General features: G+C 44.9%; 19 protein-coding genes. 18 read left to right on the top strand and 1 reads right to left on the bottom strand.

The genetic code is table 11. From position 1 onward, the window contains the following. Positions 1-229: 229 nt before the first annotated feature. The 17 genes from C6P11_RS06985 to C6P11_RS06905 all read left to right on the top strand — a co-directional run bounded on the left by C6P11_RS06985 (position 230) and on the right by C6P11_RS06905 (position 15,929). Positions 230-460 carry a hypothetical protein gene (locus tag C6P11_RS06985; RefSeq protein ID WP_135519830.1) on the top strand — a complete coding sequence of 77 codons (231 nt, stop codon included), beginning with the start codon at positions 230-232 and terminating at the stop codon, positions 458-460. 157 nt (positions 461-617) lie between these two features. Beyond that, on the top strand, positions 618-1,880 hold the full coding sequence (yfmF, locus tag C6P11_RS06980) for an EF-P 5-aminopentanol modification-associated protein YfmF (protein WP_135519828.1): 1,263 nt from the start codon (positions 618-620) through the stop codon (positions 1,878-1,880). Further along, complete coding sequence (yfmH, locus tag C6P11_RS06975) at positions 1,873-3,162, top strand: EF-P 5-aminopentanol modification-associated protein YfmH (RefSeq protein ID WP_135519826.1); 1,290 nt, start codon at positions 1,873-1,875, stop codon at positions 3,160-3,162. Before yfmF ends, yfmH begins: the two co-directional genes overlap by 8 nt. Positions 3,163-3,213: 51 nt before the next feature. Next, complete coding sequence (locus tag C6P11_RS06970) at positions 3,214-4,134, top strand: helix-turn-helix domain-containing protein (RefSeq protein ID WP_135519824.1); 921 nt, start codon at positions 3,214-3,216, stop codon at positions 4,132-4,134. A gap of 21 nt (positions 4,135-4,155) precedes the next feature. Then, entirely contained in the window at positions 4,156-4,740 is a 585-nt protein-coding gene (gene pgsA, locus C6P11_RS06965; RefSeq protein WP_135519822.1) for a CDP-diacylglycerol--glycerol-3-phosphate 3-phosphatidyltransferase, read from the top strand. Positions 4,741-4,866: 126 nt separating this feature from the next. Further along, a complete protein-coding gene (locus tag C6P11_RS06960) occupies positions 4,867-5,343 on the top strand; it encodes a nicotinamide-nucleotide amidohydrolase family protein (RefSeq protein WP_135519820.1) in 477 nt (158 codons plus the stop codon). 84 nt (positions 5,344-5,427) lie between these two features. After that, the gene (gene recA / locus C6P11_RS06955) at positions 5,428-6,573 is read left to right on the top strand and encodes a recombinase RecA (RefSeq protein WP_056973888.1); all 1,146 of its coding nucleotides are present in this window, start codon (positions 5,428-5,430) and stop codon (positions 6,571-6,573) included. 238 nt (positions 6,574-6,811) lie between these two features. Beyond that, a complete protein-coding gene (locus C6P11_RS06950; protein ID WP_112464085.1) occupies positions 6,812-7,066 on the top strand; it encodes a hypothetical protein in 255 nt (84 codons plus the stop codon). A 228-nt stretch (positions 7,067-7,294) separates the two neighbouring features. Beyond that, the gene (gene helD, locus C6P11_RS06945) at positions 7,295-9,577 is read left to right on the top strand and encodes an RNA polymerase recycling motor HelD (RefSeq protein ID WP_135519818.1); all 2,283 of its coding nucleotides are present in this window, start codon (positions 7,295-7,297) and stop codon (positions 9,575-9,577) included. 6 nt (positions 9,578-9,583) lie between these two features. Then, positions 9,584-10,528 (top strand): type I pantothenate kinase, encoded by a 945-nt coding sequence (gene coaA / locus C6P11_RS06940; RefSeq protein WP_135519816.1) that lies wholly within the window; start codon positions 9,584-9,586, stop codon positions 10,526-10,528. Between the two features lie 369 nt (positions 10,529-10,897). Then, entirely contained in the window at positions 10,898-11,659 is a 762-nt protein-coding gene (locus tag C6P11_RS06935) for a LysM peptidoglycan-binding domain-containing protein (RefSeq protein WP_135519814.1), read from the top strand. A gap of 141 nt (positions 11,660-11,800) precedes the next feature. Further along, positions 11,801-12,697: a cation diffusion facilitator family transporter gene (locus C6P11_RS06930; protein WP_135519812.1), complete on the top strand. Its 897-nt coding sequence runs from the start codon at positions 11,801-11,803 to the stop codon at positions 12,695-12,697. 12 nt (positions 12,698-12,709) lie between these two features. Beyond that, positions 12,710-13,021: an ArsR/SmtB family transcription factor gene (locus C6P11_RS06925; RefSeq protein WP_135519810.1), complete on the top strand. Its 312-nt coding sequence runs from the start codon at positions 12,710-12,712 to the stop codon at positions 13,019-13,021. A 176-nt stretch (positions 13,022-13,197) separates the two neighbouring features. Then, positions 13,198-13,398 carry a cold-shock protein gene (locus C6P11_RS06920; RefSeq protein WP_003610350.1) on the top strand — a complete coding sequence of 67 codons (201 nt, stop codon included), beginning with the start codon at positions 13,198-13,200 and terminating at the stop codon, positions 13,396-13,398. Between the two features lie 66 nt (positions 13,399-13,464). Further along, positions 13,465-14,358 (top strand): RluA family pseudouridine synthase, encoded by an 894-nt coding sequence (locus tag C6P11_RS06915; RefSeq protein ID WP_135519808.1) that lies wholly within the window; start codon positions 13,465-13,467, stop codon positions 14,356-14,358. A 66-nt stretch (positions 14,359-14,424) separates the two neighbouring features. Beyond that, positions 14,425-14,754: a hypothetical protein gene (locus tag C6P11_RS06910; protein ID WP_135519806.1), complete on the top strand. Its 330-nt coding sequence runs from the start codon at positions 14,425-14,427 to the stop codon at positions 14,752-14,754. A 143-nt stretch (positions 14,755-14,897) separates the two neighbouring features. Next, complete coding sequence (locus tag C6P11_RS06905) at positions 14,898-15,929, top strand: CAP domain-containing protein (protein ID WP_135519804.1); 1,032 nt, start codon at positions 14,898-14,900, stop codon at positions 15,927-15,929. 113 nt (positions 15,930-16,042) lie between these two features. On the opposite strand, the gene C6P11_RS06900 is transcribed toward C6P11_RS06905, so the two are convergent. After that, a complete protein-coding gene (locus C6P11_RS06900) occupies positions 16,043-17,281 on the bottom strand; it encodes an aminopeptidase (protein ID WP_135519802.1) in 1,239 nt (412 codons plus the stop codon). Positions 17,282-17,423: 142 nt separating this feature from the next. On the opposite strand from C6P11_RS06900, the gene C6P11_RS06895 reads away from it, so the two are divergent. Beyond that, on the top strand, positions 17,424-19,244 hold the full coding sequence (locus C6P11_RS06895) for a helix-turn-helix domain-containing protein (RefSeq protein ID WP_135519800.1): 1,821 nt from the start codon (positions 17,424-17,426) through the stop codon (positions 19,242-19,244). The last annotated feature ends 381 nt before the right edge of the window (positions 19,245-19,625 follow it).

Below are 19,625 nucleotides of genomic sequence, written 5' to 3'. Positions count from 1 at the left end.
GTGGCAATAAAACAACGAAGTAGATTTTCAAAAAAATAGCAAAATCTGGCTGGTTTTAGTGTGCCCATTTTTCTCAAAAAACGCCCAATCGAAAAAAACACCCTGAAACCGTGCCAAGGTACTGGCATTTTCAAGGTGATTTATCGTATTTTACTGATTTAGCTGTGGTTAAAAATTTAGTGCATGAATAATCCGGGTTTCACAAACTAAATGATTCAGGGAGAGTATCATGATGATTTGGCATAATAAATGGGTCCGATGGGTGTGGTACAACCTGACGGGCATTCTGTTTGTTTTGTACCTTTTGCACTATACAGCGCCCGTGTTGAATACATGGAGTGTTGTTGTCTTATTAGTTGGCATGGCAGCAGTTAGCGTATTTATGTTTGTATCTGAATATATGCGTTTAAATCCGGTGAGCGCAGAAACATCGGAAGAAGCTGACGATCAAGGAAATTGAGTTGGTAAAATAGGACGCAGAAGTTTATACTTATAGTATTAGTTTCTGCACAAATTATTCGTTACTATGACGAGTTCGCAGACTCCAATTGTACGACAATAAAAAACAAGCGCGTTCATTACCAGCGCGCTTTTAGTTTGGAAAAGAAGGTATGTCAGTGACTACAGTAACCGTTCAACCTGGCGTTTTTCTGCATATTTTGCCAACTCAGCAATTTGCAACGACAAGAATATTAATTAACTTTACCCGCCAACATGACGTGGCTTCTTTGGGAGGTCGTGTGTTGGCAAGTAACATGCTTGAAACAGCTTCACAAAAATATCCCTCACAAACCGCTTTGGCGCGTGTCCTAAGCGACTTATATGGTGCATCATTCGGCACTGATGTTCTGAAGACAGGTGCTTTGTACACCCTACGCTTACGTATGACGTTGGTGCATGATGATTTTGCAACGGATTCACAGAGTTTGTTGCGTGATGGCTTTGCGTTTATTCGCGAGATGATGTGCAACCCATTGGGTGATGCCGAACAAGGCTTCGATCCAACTGTTTTTGAACGTCAACGTGAAATTGCGTTAGATGAAATTGCTGGACTGCAAGAAGAAAAGCCATTCTATGCGGCCCGCCAAGCAATTAATGCTTATTTCACTGATCCAGTGCAAGCTGTACCAGCATACGGTACAACTGAAATTCTTGAAAAGGTCTCACCAAAAGAAGCGTGGGATGCTTGGCAGGATACGATGGCACATGACCGTGTTGATATTATCGTACTGGGTGACGTAGACACGGCAACAGTTGAACAAGCAGTGGCACAATTGCCTTTGGAACCACGTGCCATTGCTGGTAATCCTTATTATGAACAAGACTTATTCCCAGCTGTAAAGCGAACGGTGGAACTAGATAAGGTGAATCAAGCACGTTTGATTTTGGCTTATCAATTGAAGCTGGAACAGACCGACCGTTTCCAAGGTTTCGTCTTTAATGCCTTGTTCGGTGGACTTGCCGTTTCGCGTTTGTTTATGAACGTGCGTGAGACAGCTGGTTTGGCTTACTCAATTTATTCTGACTACAATCCGTACACTGGTTTGTTGATGGTGGAATCAGGTGTTGATCACGGCAAATTGGTCGAAGCCGAGGAACGTATCGATGCTGAATTGACGCGTTTGCAAACGGAGCTCGTTGGTGATGATGAGTTAAACATGATTAAGCGCCTGATGAAGGCCGACTATGTTGTCTCACTTGACCAACCTGGACGCATTACGGAACGCGTTCAAAATCAAGAACTGATCGGGTATCACACGACACCTGAAGAGTGGTTGGCTGCAGTCGATGCCGTGACGGCCGAACAAGTGCAACAAGTTGCGCAAGCAGTGACGAAGCAGCTACATTATGAATTGGTAGGAGGTAAGGCTAATGGTTGATGCATTAAGTCGTTTTGCGCCTAATGAGCGTCATGAAACGTTGCCAAATGGGGCACGTTTGCACATTTTGCCACGACCTGATTTCCACCAATTCGTGGGGATGGTGACGGTTGATTTTGGTGCGCGTGACCAAATGTTTATGAAGGATGGCCAATTGGTAAAGCAACCGGCTGGTCTAGCGCATTTCTTGGAACACAAGTTATTTGCGCAACCTGGCTATGATGCCTTTTCACGTATGAGTGAACTTGGGGCCAATGCCAACGCGTTTACGACGCAGACGCGTACCAGCTACTTTATGACGGCACCAGCTAACGAATATGCCGCTTTCTCAGAATTGTTACACTTCACGCAAGAACCTTATTTCGAAGAGAGTTCGGTAGTCCGTGAGCGCGATATCATCTCACAAGAAGTGGATATGTATCAAGATGATACGAATGCCCGCTTGTATCGCATGATTTTGGGTCAATTATTCCCAGGTGATCCGATGGCTGATGATATTGCTGGAACCACTGAATCGGTACACAGCGTGACACCAGCTGATTTGCAGGCTGCCTTTGATGCGTTCTATCGCCCAGAAAATATGGATATTGTCGTTGCGGGTGCGTTTGACGTAGAAGCAGTTCGTCAACTGGTTATGGATGCACCAATTAGTTCACGACAAGCAACTGATGATATCACGGTGCCGGCCAAGACATTGGCACCGGTTATTACAGAACCGCTTGAAGTGGACATGGACATCGTGCGAACGAAGATTGCAATTGGTCAACGTTGGTATGACGGAGCGACAATGCCAACTGGCATGGATGCCTTGCGTATTGCCATTGCCGGTAGCTTGGCCGTCGATTTGGTGTTCGGTGAGTTTTCACCAACTTATATGATGTGGTACGACTCGGGGATGATTGATGATACATTCAGCGCTGAGTTTGACTGGGAACGTGGCGTGGCCTTTTTGACCATTGCTGCTGAAACGCCTGAAGCTGATGAATTGATTGATGCAGTTTCAGATGAGTTGACGAACTTGGCCGAACGATTCAAGGAATTGTCTGCTGATTTTGAATTGGTGAAAAAGGATGCCTTGGGTCGCTTGATTAGCAAGTTCAATCAACTCGAAGAAATTGTTACGCGATTTGAAGGGCAGACCTTTGATTTTGCCACATTGCGTGATGAAATTAATGTCTTGCAGAGCTTAGATGTGCAAAGCGTTTATGACATACTTATGCATGCCGAAATTAGTGACCTTTCGACCGTTATTGCGCGTCCGAATGTCGATAATATGTGGTAGTATAGATATATGCAATTATACTGATAAAAAATAGTTAAGGATGAGAGACTAATGAACGAAGAACGCAACAGCGTCATCGGACAAGAGCTACAAAAGGCTCGTCTTGATAAGGGGTTATCCCTTGACGATATTCAACAAACGACAAAGATTCAAAAGCGCTACCTAGCTGCGATTGAAAATGGCCAATTTGATCAATTGCCAGGGGCATTTTATGAACGTGCATTCGTGCGTCAATATGCTGCTGCGGTTGGTCTTGATGTTGCTGATTTTATGCAAAATCACGATATCACCACGGAACAAGTTGAACCTGATTTGAGCGGTGCGCACGTTGATGCAGATAACGTTACGCGTGCGGGGATGCACAAGGTTGAAGAAACGGCTGCTGATAAGACGCGCCAAATGATGCCAAAGATTTTGATTGGTGTGGCTGTTATCGCCATCATCGCCGTTATCTGGGCTGTTGTTGCCTCATTTGCTGGTTCAGCAAAGCAACACAGCAAGAACGAGTCATCTGTTTCAGTGACAACTTCAAAGGTATCATCTGTTGCATCATCTTCAGAATCAAAGTCAACGACTGACGAATCAAAGAAGTCATCTTCTAAGAAGGAATCTTCAAAGAAGGAGTCATCAGAGAAGAAGGATGACAAGGTTGACCTTGGTACTGGTACAGCAGCTGGTAACACAGTAACGTACGCTGCTGTTAAGGCGCCAGCCGACAAGGAAATGACGTTGAACTTGAAGTCAACTGGTGCGTCATGGATCCAAGTTAAGGATGCAGCCGGTACTGTTTTGTGGAACGGTACGTTGCAAGCTAACGGTAACCAAGACGTTAAGATTCCTGCTACGGTAACTGGTGTCAGCGTTTCAATCGGTAATGCAACGGTTACGACGATGTCATTGGACGGTTCAGAAGTTAACTTGATGAACAACAACGCCATCGTTTGGAACGCCAACATGACGTTCCAACGCTAAACTTAGTGGGGTGGATAAAAAATGAATTTGCCTAATAAGTTGACGGTCTTCCGTATGATTTTGATTCCTGTATTCATGTTGGTACTTGCTTTGCCACTTGATTGGGGAACGTTGCAAGTGACTGGGGCAGTTTTGCCAGTCACACACCTAGTGGCAGCAATTATCTTTATTGTTGCTTCGTTGACGGACCTTGCAGACGGAAAGATCGCGCGCAAATACAAGTTGGTAACGAACTTTGGAAAGTTTGCTGATCCATTGGCCGACAAGTTGTTGGTTATGACGGCATTGATTTTCTTTGTCCAATTCGGTTGGGTACCAGCTTGGATGGTTGCAATCATCGTTATTCGTGAGTTGGCCATCACTGGTTTGCGCACATTGATTGTTGAAAACGATGGTAAGGTGTTGGCAGCAGCGATGCCTGGTAAGATTAAGACAGCTTCACAAATGGTTGCTATCTCATTCTTCTTGCTTCACGACATTGTCTTTGCAATGTTCAACATCCCATTTGCGATGATTATGATTTGGATTGCCTTGCTTGCAACAATCTACTCAGGAATTGATTATTTCTACAAGAACCGCGAAGTTTTCTCTGACGGTTTCAAGTAATTAACTGAATGGAGAGGTAGTTTGACACTCATTGTGTTGGACTACCTCTTTTGTTATACAATTAAATCAAACAAAAATTGGAAAAATTAGCGATTACTGCGTATTTATTACTGAAAGGGGTGCAGAATGAAAAATATTGAAGTTGGCCAAGCCTTAATTGCACGGCACGAAAGTATCACATCCGCCGAGTCTCTGACGGCTGGGTTGTTTGTCAGTACGTTAGCTGAGGTGCCGGGCATTTCAGCTGTGTTGCCAGGGGCATTCGTGACCTATGCAGCATCAGCAAAGACCCAATTGGTTGGGGTGCCGGCTGACCTGATTGATGAAGTGGGCGTCGTTTCAGCCGAAGTCGCCGAAAGTATGGCAAGTGGGGCAAAACGTGAATTGAATACGGCGTGGGGCGTTAGTTTTACTGGTGTGGCTGGACCCGATGCGTTGGAAGGACACCCAGCTGGTACAGTGTTTATCGGCGTTGCAGCGCCAGATGGGACAGTAGTAGCAACAAAGTTTAAGTTTGATGGTGATCGTCAGCAAGTTCGCGACCAATCGGTTGCAGCTGCGTTTGACTTATTGGCAGACAAAATCAAACAAATCGCGAATTAACACGAAAAAGAATTGAATTATAAATTGAATTAGGTTACACTAGGTGTATATTAAGTTTAAGTTAACAAGTGGAGGCCGATAAAAATGGCATCAGGAAAGAACATTAACCCAAATAAGAAGCTTGAAGGAAAGATTGCGGACCCAAAGGAGCGTCAAGCTGCGTTGAACGAAGCCTTGAAGAAGATTGAAAAGTCTTTTGGTAAGGGTTCAGTTATGAAGCTTGGTGATAGCCAATTCACGAAGGTGCAATCAACGTCAACGGGATCATTGAAGTTGGACGTGGCCCTTGGAATTGGTGGTTACCCTAAGGGACGTATCATTGAAATCTACGGACCTGAATCATCAGGTAAGACAACGTTGGCTTTGCACGCGGTTGCTGAAGCACAACGTAACGGCGGAATCGTCGCATATATCGACGCGGAAAATGCCATGGACGTTGAATACGCCAAGGCATTGGGTGTCGACGTTGACGAGCTTTTGCTATCACAACCAGATACTGGTGAACAAGGATTGGCCATTGCGGACGCTTTGATTACATCAGGTGCCATCGACATGGTTGTTGTCGACTCAGTTGCCGCTTTGACGCCTAAGGCCGAAATCGACGGTGAAATTGGTGACTCAACAGTTGGTTTGCAAGCCCGTATGATGTCACAAGCTTTGCGTAAGATGTCAGGTGCCATCTTGAAGACTGGTACGACGGCTATCTTTATCAACCAATTGCGTGAAAAGATTGGTATCATGTTTGGTAACCCAGAAACGACACCTGGTGGACGTGCTTTGAAGTTCTACTCATCAGTACGTTTGGATGTTCGTCGTAAGGGTGGTATCGATGCTACCAAGGCTGACGGTGACGATGTGAAGTCAGTTGGTAACGTTACCCGTATCAAGGTTGTAAAGAACAAGGTTGCGGCACCATTCCGTGAAGTGGAAGTTGAAATCTTGTTTGGTAAGGGTATCTCAAAGACTGGTGAAATGATCGACTTGGCTGCTGATAAGGATATTATTGTGAAGTCAGGATCATGGTTCTCATACAACGGTGAGAAGATTGGTCAAGGAAAGGTCAACGTTATTCGTTGGTTGGAAGACCCAGAACACAAGGATATTTACGATGATATCTACGCACAAGTTCGCGAAGCATACATCGGAAGCCACGATGGATCAGACGACGCTGCTGAAGATAACTCAGCAGATGACGTAGAAGACATCGAATTGGCAATCGAAGAAGATTAATAATTAAAAACAAACGGCAAAGCCTCCACAATGGGGACTTTGCCGTTTTGAGTATCCACTGAATTTATGCGAAAAATCATATCCAAAGGGCGTCTGAAAAATTAGATTGAAGATGTCTATTTTCTGACGCAAATTTGGATACCTTATTTTCGCCATTAGATTTCGGTTGTTCTATACTAATCATGTAATAAAAAAGAAATAAAAAAGCGCTACGTATGAGTAGTTGGAGGTGTTTATCATGGCATACACAAAGCAAGAAGTTCAAGATTGGGTAAAGAAGTTGGATTTGAACACTTGGGGACCAACTGAGGTTTATTGGTCTGACAGTTTCCACCGTGTTCATGTCATTGCAGCTGATATGGAAAGTGCAGCAGTTACCGAAAAGATTAAGGCAGCTGTTGAAGCAGAAATCGCAGCCGGCACTACTGACGAAACAGACGCACGCGACTTCTTGGAGCACTTGATCGTTACTGATTACGCCCAAGAAGATTAATATTAACGATAATTCTAAATTGCTTGTCTAACAGAAATGTAAGGCAAGCAATTTTTATTTATAGATGTTTCTACTATATATAGTGAAAACCTTTTTCTATGACTATCAAGCTAACATAGAATATCTTGGTTGCTGGCCACACAGCACACAGTAGTTAAAAACACTCTGGTAAATAACCTTAAAGTGTAGTACCATGGAATCACTAATTTTAGCTGGAGGGGACCCAGTATGGAACCATACGAAGCCGAGCAACAACGCTTGGATGTGGTCTTGGAAAAGATTCAAGACGCAAAGGTAAAAAATGATTTAGATCGACAAAATAACGAGCAAAAGCAGGCTGATGTTGAAGCTGGATGGAACGACGTCCGCTTCAAGTCATCTACTTACGGTAGCTTGTTCGAAACAGCCATGTCTGTTCGCCAACAACAACAAATGTTGCAAGAACGCGAATTGGCCATGAACTCTGTTGAACACCAAGCCGTGGTATTGGACCGCTTGCAAGCTCGTCCATACTTTGCCCGTATTGATGTGCAAGAAAACGGTTCTGAAACGGTTGAGCCAATTTATATTGGTTTGGCATCATTCTCAGATTCACCTGACAATTTCTTGATTTACGACTGGCGTGCACCAATTTCTTCTATTTACTATGATGCTGGTTTGGGTCAAGTGACTTATGAGACACCAGATGGTAAGCAAGAAGCAACGGTCCACTTGAAGCGTCAATTCCAAATTGAAGACGGTAAGATTGTAACCATCTTTGATACGGACGAAGCTGTTGGGGATCAAATGTTGTTGAACGCCGTTTCTGGTGAGTCAACAACTAAGATGAAGTCAATCGTTACGACGATTCAAAAGGAACAAAACAAGATTATCCGTAACACGGCAGCTGATTTGTTGTTCGTGCAAGGAGCAGCTGGTTCTGGTAAGACGTCTGCCGTGCTACAACGTGTGGCTTACTTGCTATACCGTTACCGTGGTCACTTGACGTCTGGTCAAGTGGTGATGTTCTCACCAAACCAATTGTTCAACGACTATATTGACCAAGTGCTGCCTGAATTGGGTGAGCAAAACATGGTGCAAATGACGTACTACCAATATGCATCACGTCGTTTGCCTAAGTTGCAACTTGAGACGCTACAAGAGCGTTTCGAAGCGCAACCAGAAGGTGCTCAAAAGGCCATCATCGACATGAAGGGTACGAGTGACTACTTCAACGTGATGAACGCATACGCCGATGGCTTGAACAAGGCTGATATTAAGGTGCGCCCAATTAAGTTCCTTGGCCAAGAAATCATTTCAAAGGCTAAGATTGAAGAGATTTACTACTCATTCAACGAGAACTATAAGTTGGGTAACCGTCTCCAAGCAACCAAGGAACGTTTGATGAAGATGTTGCAAGGTCGTATTGGGACGGAAATGCAAGCTGATTGGGTTGAAGCTGAAATCCAAAACTTGACGAAGGAACAATATGACTCAATGTTGGGGGACAACCCACGCGAGTTTAAGTCTGATGAAGAAGAGACGAAGTTCTTGGCCAAGATTATTGTGACGAACGCTTTGGCACCAATTGCAAAGGGTGTTAACCGTAACCGATTCATTAACATCAACAACCAATTCATTCACTTCTTGCGTACAGTGCCTAAGTTGATGGATTTGTCTGCATATGGCATTACGCTAGAAGATTGGACAAAGTCTGTTGAGAACACAATCAACAAGATGAAGAATGGTGAATTGTCAATGGCCGACATGACGCCATTCATGTTGTTGTTCGATTTGATTAAGGGTAGCCGTGGTGAGCGTGATATCCGTTTTGTCTTCATTGATGAAATTCAAGATTACACGCCATTCCAATTGGCCTTTTTGAAGTTCAGCTTCCCACGTGCACGCTTTACGATGTTGGGTGACTTGAACCAAGCCATCTTTACAAAGGAAAATGCCGTTAGTTTGCAAGAGGAGTTGTCACACTTATTTGATCCAGAGAAGTCTGAATATGTGCAATTGACGCAAACATATCGTTCAACGCAACAAATTACGGACTACTCAAAGGCTATTTTGATTAACGGTGCGCAAATTGATGCCTTCGAACGTGAAGGTGACAAGCCACTGGTTAAGGTATTGCCAGATCAAGACGCGATGATTGCGGCGACATTGTCACAATTGGCAGCTAATGATGCAGCTGAAGAAACAACCGCAATCATTACGAAGACGTTGGCCGACGCAGAAGTTGCTTATGCAGCCTTGCGTGACCAAGCTGATGTCACAATCATTCGTACTGAAAACCAACGCTTGGTACCAGGAACTATCATTGTGCCTGCCTACTTGGCAAAGGGACTAGAATTTGATGCTGTTATTATGTGGGATGCCTCAGAAGGGGTATACCACGGTGATGACGAGCGGCAACTAGTTTACACAATTGCATCACGTGCTATGCACCAATTGACGGTTCTTGCGATTAACAAGCTAACGCCATTGTTGGCAAACGTGGATTCACAACTATATGAAATGGGGTAATTGACTATGAGTCAGGCACCACTTAACTATGCGGTATTTAATCGCGATGATTGGTCAGTCTTAGTTGAGCCACCTGCAGACCGTGACGTGTCACACGTTACGCCATCTATTTTGGGTGAGATTAAGGCGTTTAATGACCAAATTTCAATGGCCGACGTTGCAATGTTCTATGATCCATTGGTTCACTACATTAAGCTACGCCACGCGCAATACTTGCGTGACCGTGAAGAACGCCAACGCTTTTTGGGTCGTAACACGAAGCCAAGTCCATTTGTAATCGGGATTGCCGGTTCTGTGGCAGTTGGTAAGTCAACGACAGCCCGTTTGCTACAATTTATGTTGCAAGCTGAATATGGTGAAGATAACGTTGCCTTGACGACAACAGATGGTTTCTTGTTGCCCAATGACGAATTGAAGGGGCAAGGTCTCTTTGACCGTAAGGGATTCCCAGAGTCGTATGACATGCCAGCATTGCTAGAATTCATGAACGCTGTGAAGGATGGTGAAGAGGTGGTTCGTTCACCAAAGTACTCACACGACATTTCTGATGTGTTGGTCGATGAGTTCGACACATTCGAGCGTCCTGAAATCTTTATTGTTGAAGGAATCAACACCTTGCAGGCGGCGCCAAATTCACCAGTGTACTTGTCAGACTTTTTTGACTTGTCAATTTACGTTGACGCCGAGACAGAATTGATTGAACACTGGTACTTGGATCGTTTTGAAGCGTTGTTGCAACAAACAGCTGAGGCCGATGATCCAGACAATTTCTTTTACGCTTGGACGCAAGTGCCACGCGAAACAGCCATTGAAGCTGCGAAGAAAGTGTGGGAAACGGTTAACTTGCCTAACTTGGTTGACTACATTTTGCCAACGCGTGAACGTGCCGATTTGATTCTCCACAAGACAATTGGGCACGGAATTGACGAAGTTTGGTTACGAAAATTCTAAAACCATTACTTTTCAACGTAACGCTAATATGACAAAAAACGACAAACGCCGAGAAACAACCGTTTCTTGGCGTTTATTTTATGAGTTTCGTTACAAATTTCGGGTTATTTAACTGGTTAAGTATATTGCCAAGAAACCTTAAACGGTGCGGGTTTACAAGTGTAACAGTCCCTATGTGACGATAATGTAACGAATAAAGCGTGTCGTTCGGCCGGTTTCGACATCAAATGTAATGCTTCCGTAATTTTAAGCCTTGTCAGCTTGGTAAACTATGTCTTGTGGTTGAGGCGAGGTAAGCCTCATATAGAGAAGTGCTTGAGCAATAGTGTTCGCACATGAAAAACAATCCGTAGGAGCGTTATAAAAGATATGAACAAGATGAAAGAAACAGCATTGACGGTTGCCGGTTTGGCATCAGTATTGGTAGCAGGACAACAAGTTGTTCACGCCGCATCAACATACACTGTACAAAACGGTGATACTTTGTCAGAATTGGCCGACAAGTTTAACTTGACGGTTGAGGACTTGGTTAAGATTAACAAGATCTCAGACGCCAACATGATTTTCGTTGACCAACAAATCGAAGTACCAGCTTCAGCAGAAGTTAACCAAGCTGACTTGGATTCAGCTGCTGCTTCATCAGCTAACTCAGCTGCTGCCAACGCTGCTTCAGCTGCCGCATCAGAAGCTGCTTCATCAGCTGCCGCTGCTTCAAGCGTAGCCGCATCAGAAGCCGCTGCCTCAGAGGCTGCCGCTTCATCAGCTGCATCTTCTGCCGCAGCATCATCAGCTGCCGCGTCAAAGGCCGCTGCTTCAGAAGCAGCCGCAGCCGCACAACAAACTGCTACGCCAGTTGCTGTTTCAACGGCAGCCGGATCAGGTTCAGTTTACGACCAATTCATCGCTGCTGGTGGTACTGCAGCATTGTGGAACGCAATCGTTATGCCTGAATCAGGTGGTAACCCTGACGCCGTTTCACCAAACGGTTACCGTGGCTTGGGTCAAACTAAGCAAGCATGGGGAACTGGTTCAGTTGCAACGCAAACTGCTGGTTTGGTTAACTACGCCGTTTCACGTTACGGTTCAATCGATGGTGCCATCCAATTCCGTTTGGCTAACGGTTGGTGGTAAGATTTTACCCAATCAAATAGATTATCTAAATCGCATCTGGTTTCGACCGGATGCGATTTTTTGTATCCTTTAGTTTGAATTATCACAATCTATATGCCATAATTGGCATATAGATTTTTTAGGATTACGGGGGAACATGTCATGGGGCACGAACATCATCATCGCGAATTTGAGCAAAACAAGCAAGCGCCATACTTAATTGGAATTGGGTTGAATCTGGCATTTATTATCGGTGAAATGATTTTTGCCAAGCTAGCTGGATCAACTGCCTTGTTTGCGGATGCGTTGCACAGTGTGAGTGACGTGGCATCTTTGATTCTGTCATGGCTCGCAGTGCTTGTGTTTGGTTTGAAAGCGACTCGCAAGCGCACGTATGGCTTCCACAACACAACGATTTTAGCGAGTGCGGTGAACGCTATTCTACTATTGATTGCGGTGGGCATCATTTGGTTTGAGGCAATCATTAAGTTGATTAACGGCAAAAGCCACGTCGACGGTGACATCATCATCTGGGTCACGCTGGTTGGTATCGTGATTAACTTCCTATCGGCGTACTTCTTTGCGAAGAGCGGCCAGCAGGAGCACGATTTGAACGCGAAAGGGGCATACATCCACTTATTGGCCGATGCGGGCGTGTCAGTCGGTGTGGTTGTCTCAGGTGTCATAATCGCGTTTACGGGCTGGAATTGGATTGATCCAATCGTTTCAGTTCTCATTGGCGTTGTCATCGTGGTCAGTTCGTGGGACGTCTTTAAGCAATCATTGAACTTGTTGCTTAATGGGGTGCCGGCCGGTATTGATGAAGCGGGGATTGAATCGTACTTAGCCAACCACCCAGCAGTTAAGTCTGTCCATGATTTGCATATTTGGGGTATCTCAACAACTGAGGCAGCGTTAACGGCGCATTTAGGGGTGCAGGAGAGCTTTGACGACGCAGACCTAGATGAGATTACGCAAACGCTAAAACACGACTATGGTATCGCGCATACGACGATTCAGACCGAGTTACACACAGAGGTCAACTGCAATAGTATTTAGCGAGGGATTAAGATGACACAGGAACAACAGCTAATCAGTGCCGTGGCTGCTTTTTACAAGGTGCTCAGTAATGAAAGCCGCGTGCAACTATTGGATTACATGGTGACGCATCCTGGTCCAGTCCATGTGAGCGAGCTAGTTGAGCAGACTGGGATTTCACAGCCGAATGTGTCAAAGCATCTAGCAGTGTTGTTGAAGCAACAAGTGGTGACGCGTGAGGAAGTCGGCAACCGCGTTTACTACGAAATATATGATCAACACCTTAAACAGACGTTAGAAGCAACATTTGAGCACATGAAACATATGTTGTCGGACCAACAGTAGCAAGGGTTTGTGAAATTAAAAAATAATTAGTCGAAACTCACTATATCTTTATCAGGAAACGCGTGCTATACTAATCACATAGTTTAAAAGATTTTGTTTTATGTTTCACCGAAATATCTGGCATTTTCATTTTTGAATTATTAGAAAATTTGGCAATGTGCCAGGAGGTTTCAGACATGGAACAAGGAACAGTAAAGTGGTTTAACGCAGACAAGGGATTCGGTTTCCTTTCACGTGAGTCAGGTGACGATGTATTCGTTCACTTCTCAGCTATCCAAGGTGACGGCTTCAAGTCATTGGAAGAAGGACAAGCTGTATCATTCGAAGTTCAACAAGGTGACCGTGGCTTGCAAGCTGCTAACGTTACTAAGTTGTAATAACGGCTTAAAGGCAACCTGGTAAAACAGGTTGCCTTTTTGTTATACATATCAAAGGAGTTGCCCATGGATTCTTGGACAAAGCAGATTGTCTTGCCGTCTGATCAACCGGCAATTTCAATTAAAGAACAATTAACACAATGGTTGGTACCACGCCGTATTCGCGGTAATTTCCGCATGGAGCGTCGCGTTTTGTTAAACGGGAGGTATCAGCCAACATCAACGATTCTACAACCAGGAGATACGTTAACGATGACGTGGTTGCCACACGATTTTGAAGTGGCGACATCGAATTATGTGACCGATGACAGCCATCCATTCGACGTCTTATTTGAGAACGATGATTTAATGGTCGTTAACAAGATCAAAGGGGTGAAGACGCATCCGAATTCACCGGGTGAAGATGGTACGATGATGAATTTCGCGCAATCGTATTTACAAGCTCAAGGAAAGGCTGCCTACATGGTGCATCGACTAGATGGCGATACCACTGGTGCGTTGATTATTGCTAAAAATCCGTTTGTTGTGCCGATGCTGAACCAAATGTTGCGTGACAAGACAATCCGTCGGACATACTTGGCTTGGGTCCGTGGTGCGATTAATGAGCCTTCAGGGACGATTACGGCGGCAATTGGGGAAAACCCCGACGATAACCGAACACGCCGTGTAGACGGCCCTAACGCAGTTCCTGCAGTGACGCACTGGGCGAAGGTACACACAGTTTATCAAAACACGCTTGTCCGCTTGGATTTGGAAACGGGGCGCACCCATCAAATTAGGTTACATATGCAATCAATTGGGCATCCGCTAGTCGGTGATCCGCTTTATAATCCAACGGATGACTATGAGGGTGGGTTATTGTTGCATGCGGCTTCAATTAAGATTCCTTTGCCGTTCACGAATGAAGTGAAGTCAATCGGGGCGCCATTACCAGCATCTTTTCCACGTAATTTTAAATGATGTGAAAAAACTAAACTGTCGCATTTCGATGTCCCTTGTTACCCTGGGGGACAGAGGATGAGATTTATGGCAGAGATGATTAGGATTGATACGGATGTCCTAGACAATACCGGCGAAGCAGTGCCGTTATATGTCTATCAGACAGTTAGCTTACTTGGTGAACGGGTCGCCATCACTGATGGTGTTTACTTCGTTGAAGATTTACTGAATGCAAAAGGGCAAAGCCAGTTGTCTGAAGATGATGTTAAACGCATTAAGCAGCAACTGAAGGGCACACCAATGACCTTTGATACGCGAAATCATGCCTTGCGCTTGAAGTGCTCAGTCAAAGAAGCTGATGCTAATATTACATTAGCAACAAAGGTATTAGAACGCCTACAAAACGCAACTAAATGAATTATTTTTGTAAAGCAATGTCGAAAAGGCGTTGCTTTTTTCTTGAAGATGTAATGAAGTTGTTAAAATCTTTTGCTATACTTGTAAATCGTTAGGGAAAACAGTATATGAATTAATTGAAGATCTAAGGGGAATTAATATCCATGGAATTGAAAAAGCACTACAAGATGTATAAGTCAGGTAAGCAATTGGTTGTTGCAGCAGTTGCTGCTGTAGCCGCTGGTGTTATGTTCGCCGGTAACCAATCAGCATCTGCTGACTCATGGCAAGCAAAGTCAGTTGACCAAGTTGCTGCTGAATTGCAACAAGCTGGCAACGTTTCAAACTACACGATCCAAAACGGTGACACTGTTTGGGCTTTGGCAACGACATTGAACATGTCAGTTGAAGACTTCTCAGCACAATATGGTATTGCTAACCCAGAATTGATCATCGCTGGTCAAGCTGTTAACGGCCAAATTGTTGTTGTGCCTGTTTCATCAGAAGCAACGGCTGTTTCAGACGCTGATGCTGCTGCATCACAAGCTGACGAACAATCAGCTGCCGCTGCATCACAAGCCGCTGCTGATTCAGCGTACGCCGCTTCAGTAGCTACAGCCTCAGAAGCAGCCGCATCACAAGCTGCAGCCGATTCAGCATACGCTGCCTCAGTTGCTGCTGCACAAGAAGCACAAGCAGAATCAGCTGCCGCAGCTTCAGTAGCCGCTGCACAAGATGCACAAGCGCAAACGACGGCTGCTTCATCAGACGTTGCACAATCAGCAGCTCCTGCACAACAAGCACCAGCTGTAACGCCTAACACACCAGCACAAACGACGCCATCAGCACCAGTTGCTACTGGTTCATACGCTGAAGCTGTTAACCGCATGAACGCTATCCGTCAAGGCGCTGGTTTGGCACCTGTAACGTTCGATGCTGGTTTGGCATCAACGGCACAAATGCGTGCTAACCAAATGGCTGGCTCAGTTGACGGTTCACACTGGTCACAATCATACGGTCCTGAAGTTGTTGCTATCCAATTCGGATCAGGCGCAGCTGCAATCGACGCATGGTACAACGAGACCAACATGGCCGCCGCACCAGCTCACCGTAACTGGATCTTGAACTCATCAATTTCACGTGTTGGGTTCGGATACGATGCCGCAACTGGAACGTTCGTTGGTATCGCAGGTTAATCATTAATAATAAATTGAGGTCGTAAAGGATGTTATTTCCTTTGCGACCTCTTTTTGTTATATTTCCAAACAAAAAAGCCATCCACAAAATGTGAATGACTTCAAAAATGCGATTATGCCCAATCTCCATTATGGAAGACCGGAACGACTTGTCCGTCGTAGGTAATACCATCAATGTCCATGTCAGCTGATCCCATCATGAAATCAACGTGAACAAGTGAATCGTTTTGTCCCTTAGCCTTACGAGCCTCGACGTCCATTTGTGTACCACCCTTCAAGTTGAATGGGTAAGCAGCACCAAGCGCCAAGTGATCTGACGCGTTCTCATCAATCAAGGTGTTGTAGAAAACAATCCCTGATTGTGAGATAGGTGATGGATCTGGTACCAATGATACTTCACCAAGTGATGAAGCACCTTCGTCCGTCTTGATCAATTGTTGCAACACAGCTTCACCAGTTGAGGCGTGGGCTTCAACAACGTGACCGTTCTCAAACGTCAACTTGATGTCGTTAATCAACACACCCGCGTATGACAAAGGCTTCGTTGACGTAACTGTACCGTGAATGTTTCGGTAGTCAGGGGCAGTGAAGACTTCTTCAGTTGGCATGTTGGCCACGAACATGTTACCAGCCTTGTCGATTGAATCAGCAGCTTCCCACAAGTGGTCCTCGGCCAAACCAACCGTCAAATCAGTCACAGCTGACTTGTAGTGGAGCTCCTTGAAGTTCAAGTCGTTCAACCATTGGGCCTTTTCCTTCAACTTGTTAACGTGAGCCATCCAGTCGGCGATAACATCGTTTTCAACACCGACACGTGTAATCTTGAAGATTTCTTCCCACAAACGGTCAGTTGCAGCTTCGCCTGACAATTCAGGGAAGACCTTTTCGGCCCAAGCTTGACCTGAAGCAGCGACAACCAACCATGACACGTCGTTGTTCATCGTTGCCTTGCGAACGGCTTGGTTAGCACGTTGGTAGGCTTGTTGGTAAGCTGACACGCGGTCACCATCAACTGAACCAAGTCCATCTGGATCAGCAGAAATCAATGAAATACGCGTTGTGTGCTTGCCCATCAATTCTTCGGCACGAACTGAAACCCATGCAGGGATGTTCGTTAGAGAATTCTCACTAGCATGCTTCAAGAATTCACGTTGAATGTGAATGTCTTGCCATTCAATCATGACGTTGTTTGCGCCACGGGCATAAGCTGAGTCAACAATCTTGTGCACCAAGGGCACCTGCTCAACATCAGCGTAGATAACAATGTCTTGGCCCTTTTGGACATTAACACCAACTGACGTAATCAAGTCAGCGTACTTTTGTGACAAAACGTCAAAATTTGCGAGAGTCATAAGAATTCCCCGTTTCTATTATTAAGATATTCTCATTTTACACGAAAAATTCGGTTTGCATAGCCGACAAGGGGATTTGTTCATAAATTATCCGCTTTCTTATCTTATGATTAACGTAGTGAAAGTGATTGGGAGAGAAATCATGGGGACACAGAGTTTAGCGGCACGAATTAACGAGATTCGCGCCGAGAAAAATATTACAATCGATGAAATTGCAGCCGCCGGGGTATCACGTTCGCAGTACTATCGGTTTATCCGTGGTGAGGCGTCGCTAACGGCGGTGGAGTTATGGCATATTGAAACGCTATTTTCGATTTCATTTTCTGAATTGATGGATGGCGTTGCTGAAAAGCCGTATCAACTTAATATTGGTGAATTGGCCAAGTTACCGGATGCCGACTTGATTCGTGAACGTGAACGGGTGATGAATGCATACGATGCCCAGCGCTTTCCGTTGGGGATGCAAGTGATGCACGTCATCAACATTATTTTGGCCCGACGTCAGGGAATCGACTATGCAGATGATGTCAAAGCGCTTTACGATGACTTTCGTAAGTTAAAATCTTTTTCGCTGTTCGAAATGCGTGTGACCTCACTAATCGGGATTGATTTAACTCCTAAGCGGTTTTTGACGCTGTATCAGAAGTTCATCGAGAGCGTCCAGGTATTCCGTGACTATATGCCACGGAGCTTGTTTGAGACCAGCTTGATGATTCATATGACTGCAATTCAGTTATTGATTATCAAGCCACGCATACCGAAAGTCGCGAATGTTTGGTTAATTTTAACAGCTATCAAAAATCATCCGGTGCAGGATTCGAATGTCGAATTGTTGGTGCTCAAGCGTTATGCGTATTTGATTGCGACATTTTTGAAGACCAATTCGATGGTCACTGAGGCGATGATGGCGACGTTTTTATTGGCTGCGCGACAAATGGGGGTGGAGACACTGCAAATGAACTTTGTCAGTGTGTCACTGACCGATGCTTGGCGTAAAATTCAGGATAAAATTAGCCAGTTGCACGCACAATCATTAAGCCCAGTTGATGATATTATGTATGATCAATTGTCGTTTAAGCCAATTAGCCAAACGTTTGGCGAGTTGATGCATCAAACGGTGCGCGACAAAGGGATTTCAATTAACCGGTTGGCAGAATTGGGCTTCTCAAAGTCAAAGATGTATCGGTTATACGAGGACTCACAATCTCTAATGGTGAACGATATGCTCGATTTAATGCGTATTGGGGGCTTGGAAACGGGTGATTTGGATCCGTTGCTCACGATGTTGCCAGATAAGGGATTGGACGTCCGTTACAATTTGTACGGGGTGCAACAACATATGCTGGTTGAAACGGCGGAAGAATTACGGCAGAAGTACGAGCAATCCGGCCACATTCGTGATTTGGAAGGGGCATATGAACTGGAAACGATTGTCCGTTTCCAGCATGACACCACATGGATTGCATCCGATGACGCCAAAATGCATGCTAAAGACGTGGCCGATTTGTTGCGTCACATTGATGAGTGGCATGAAAATGAATACCGATTGGTTAAAATTGGCTTGATGGATGTGACAGAACCGGAAGAGCTCGGGGAATGGTTGCGTCGTATTCGACATGACGGAAACGCAGCTAACCACACGCGTGTCTATACCGATCGCTTGATTGACGCGGTGGAATTTGCTATCTTCAGAGCGCTGTTTGAAGGGGACTGGGCACGTGTTAAAACGCTGGTCACCAACGCCATTGATGCGAATCCGAAGCGTGAAGAATCGAGCCGTTATATGGCTTGGCGCTGGCGTATGGCGTCGTATGAAATTTACCGGCGCTTATCCGATAATCCAGTGGATGCGATTCGTGAATTGTATGCTTACTATACAAACTATGAAGTGTTACTCGGGCCGAACACCTTGGTCGACCGCTATATTAGTTTGTTTGATAATTTATGGCGTCAGTACCGGTAAGCATCCGAAGTGTTATTACTTGCAATTAATGCGTACTTTAGATAACTTGATAGTAGTGAATTGAATGCGCCGGCCAATTTGGCGCAAAAAAAGTAAATCATTAAAAGTTACGTCGGCACAATTTTCGTCTTCGCGATAAGACGAAACAGTACCATTTAGTAACCCCTATGGTATACGTGAGATTGGTTTGTGGCGACTTCGTAATGGAGTCGCCTTTTTTTATGGGCTACTTCCCAAATAGCGGATTTTTTGAATAGGTGAATTGTCAATTCAACCGGAACACTTGAGATAAATAATATTCTTTAGCCGATCTCCAGCCGAAAAGCTTTCGAGGTCGGCTATTAATTTGCTCAACCATTTGTTCAATGTATTCGTCTGAAT

The organism is Weissella confusa (assembly GCF_004766315.1).
Classification (GTDB): Bacteria; Bacillota; Bacilli; order Lactobacillales; family Lactobacillaceae; genus Weissella; species Weissella confusa_A.
Note: the sequence above shows the minus strand (reverse complement) of the source record. Positions and strands in the feature narration are given on the sequence as shown.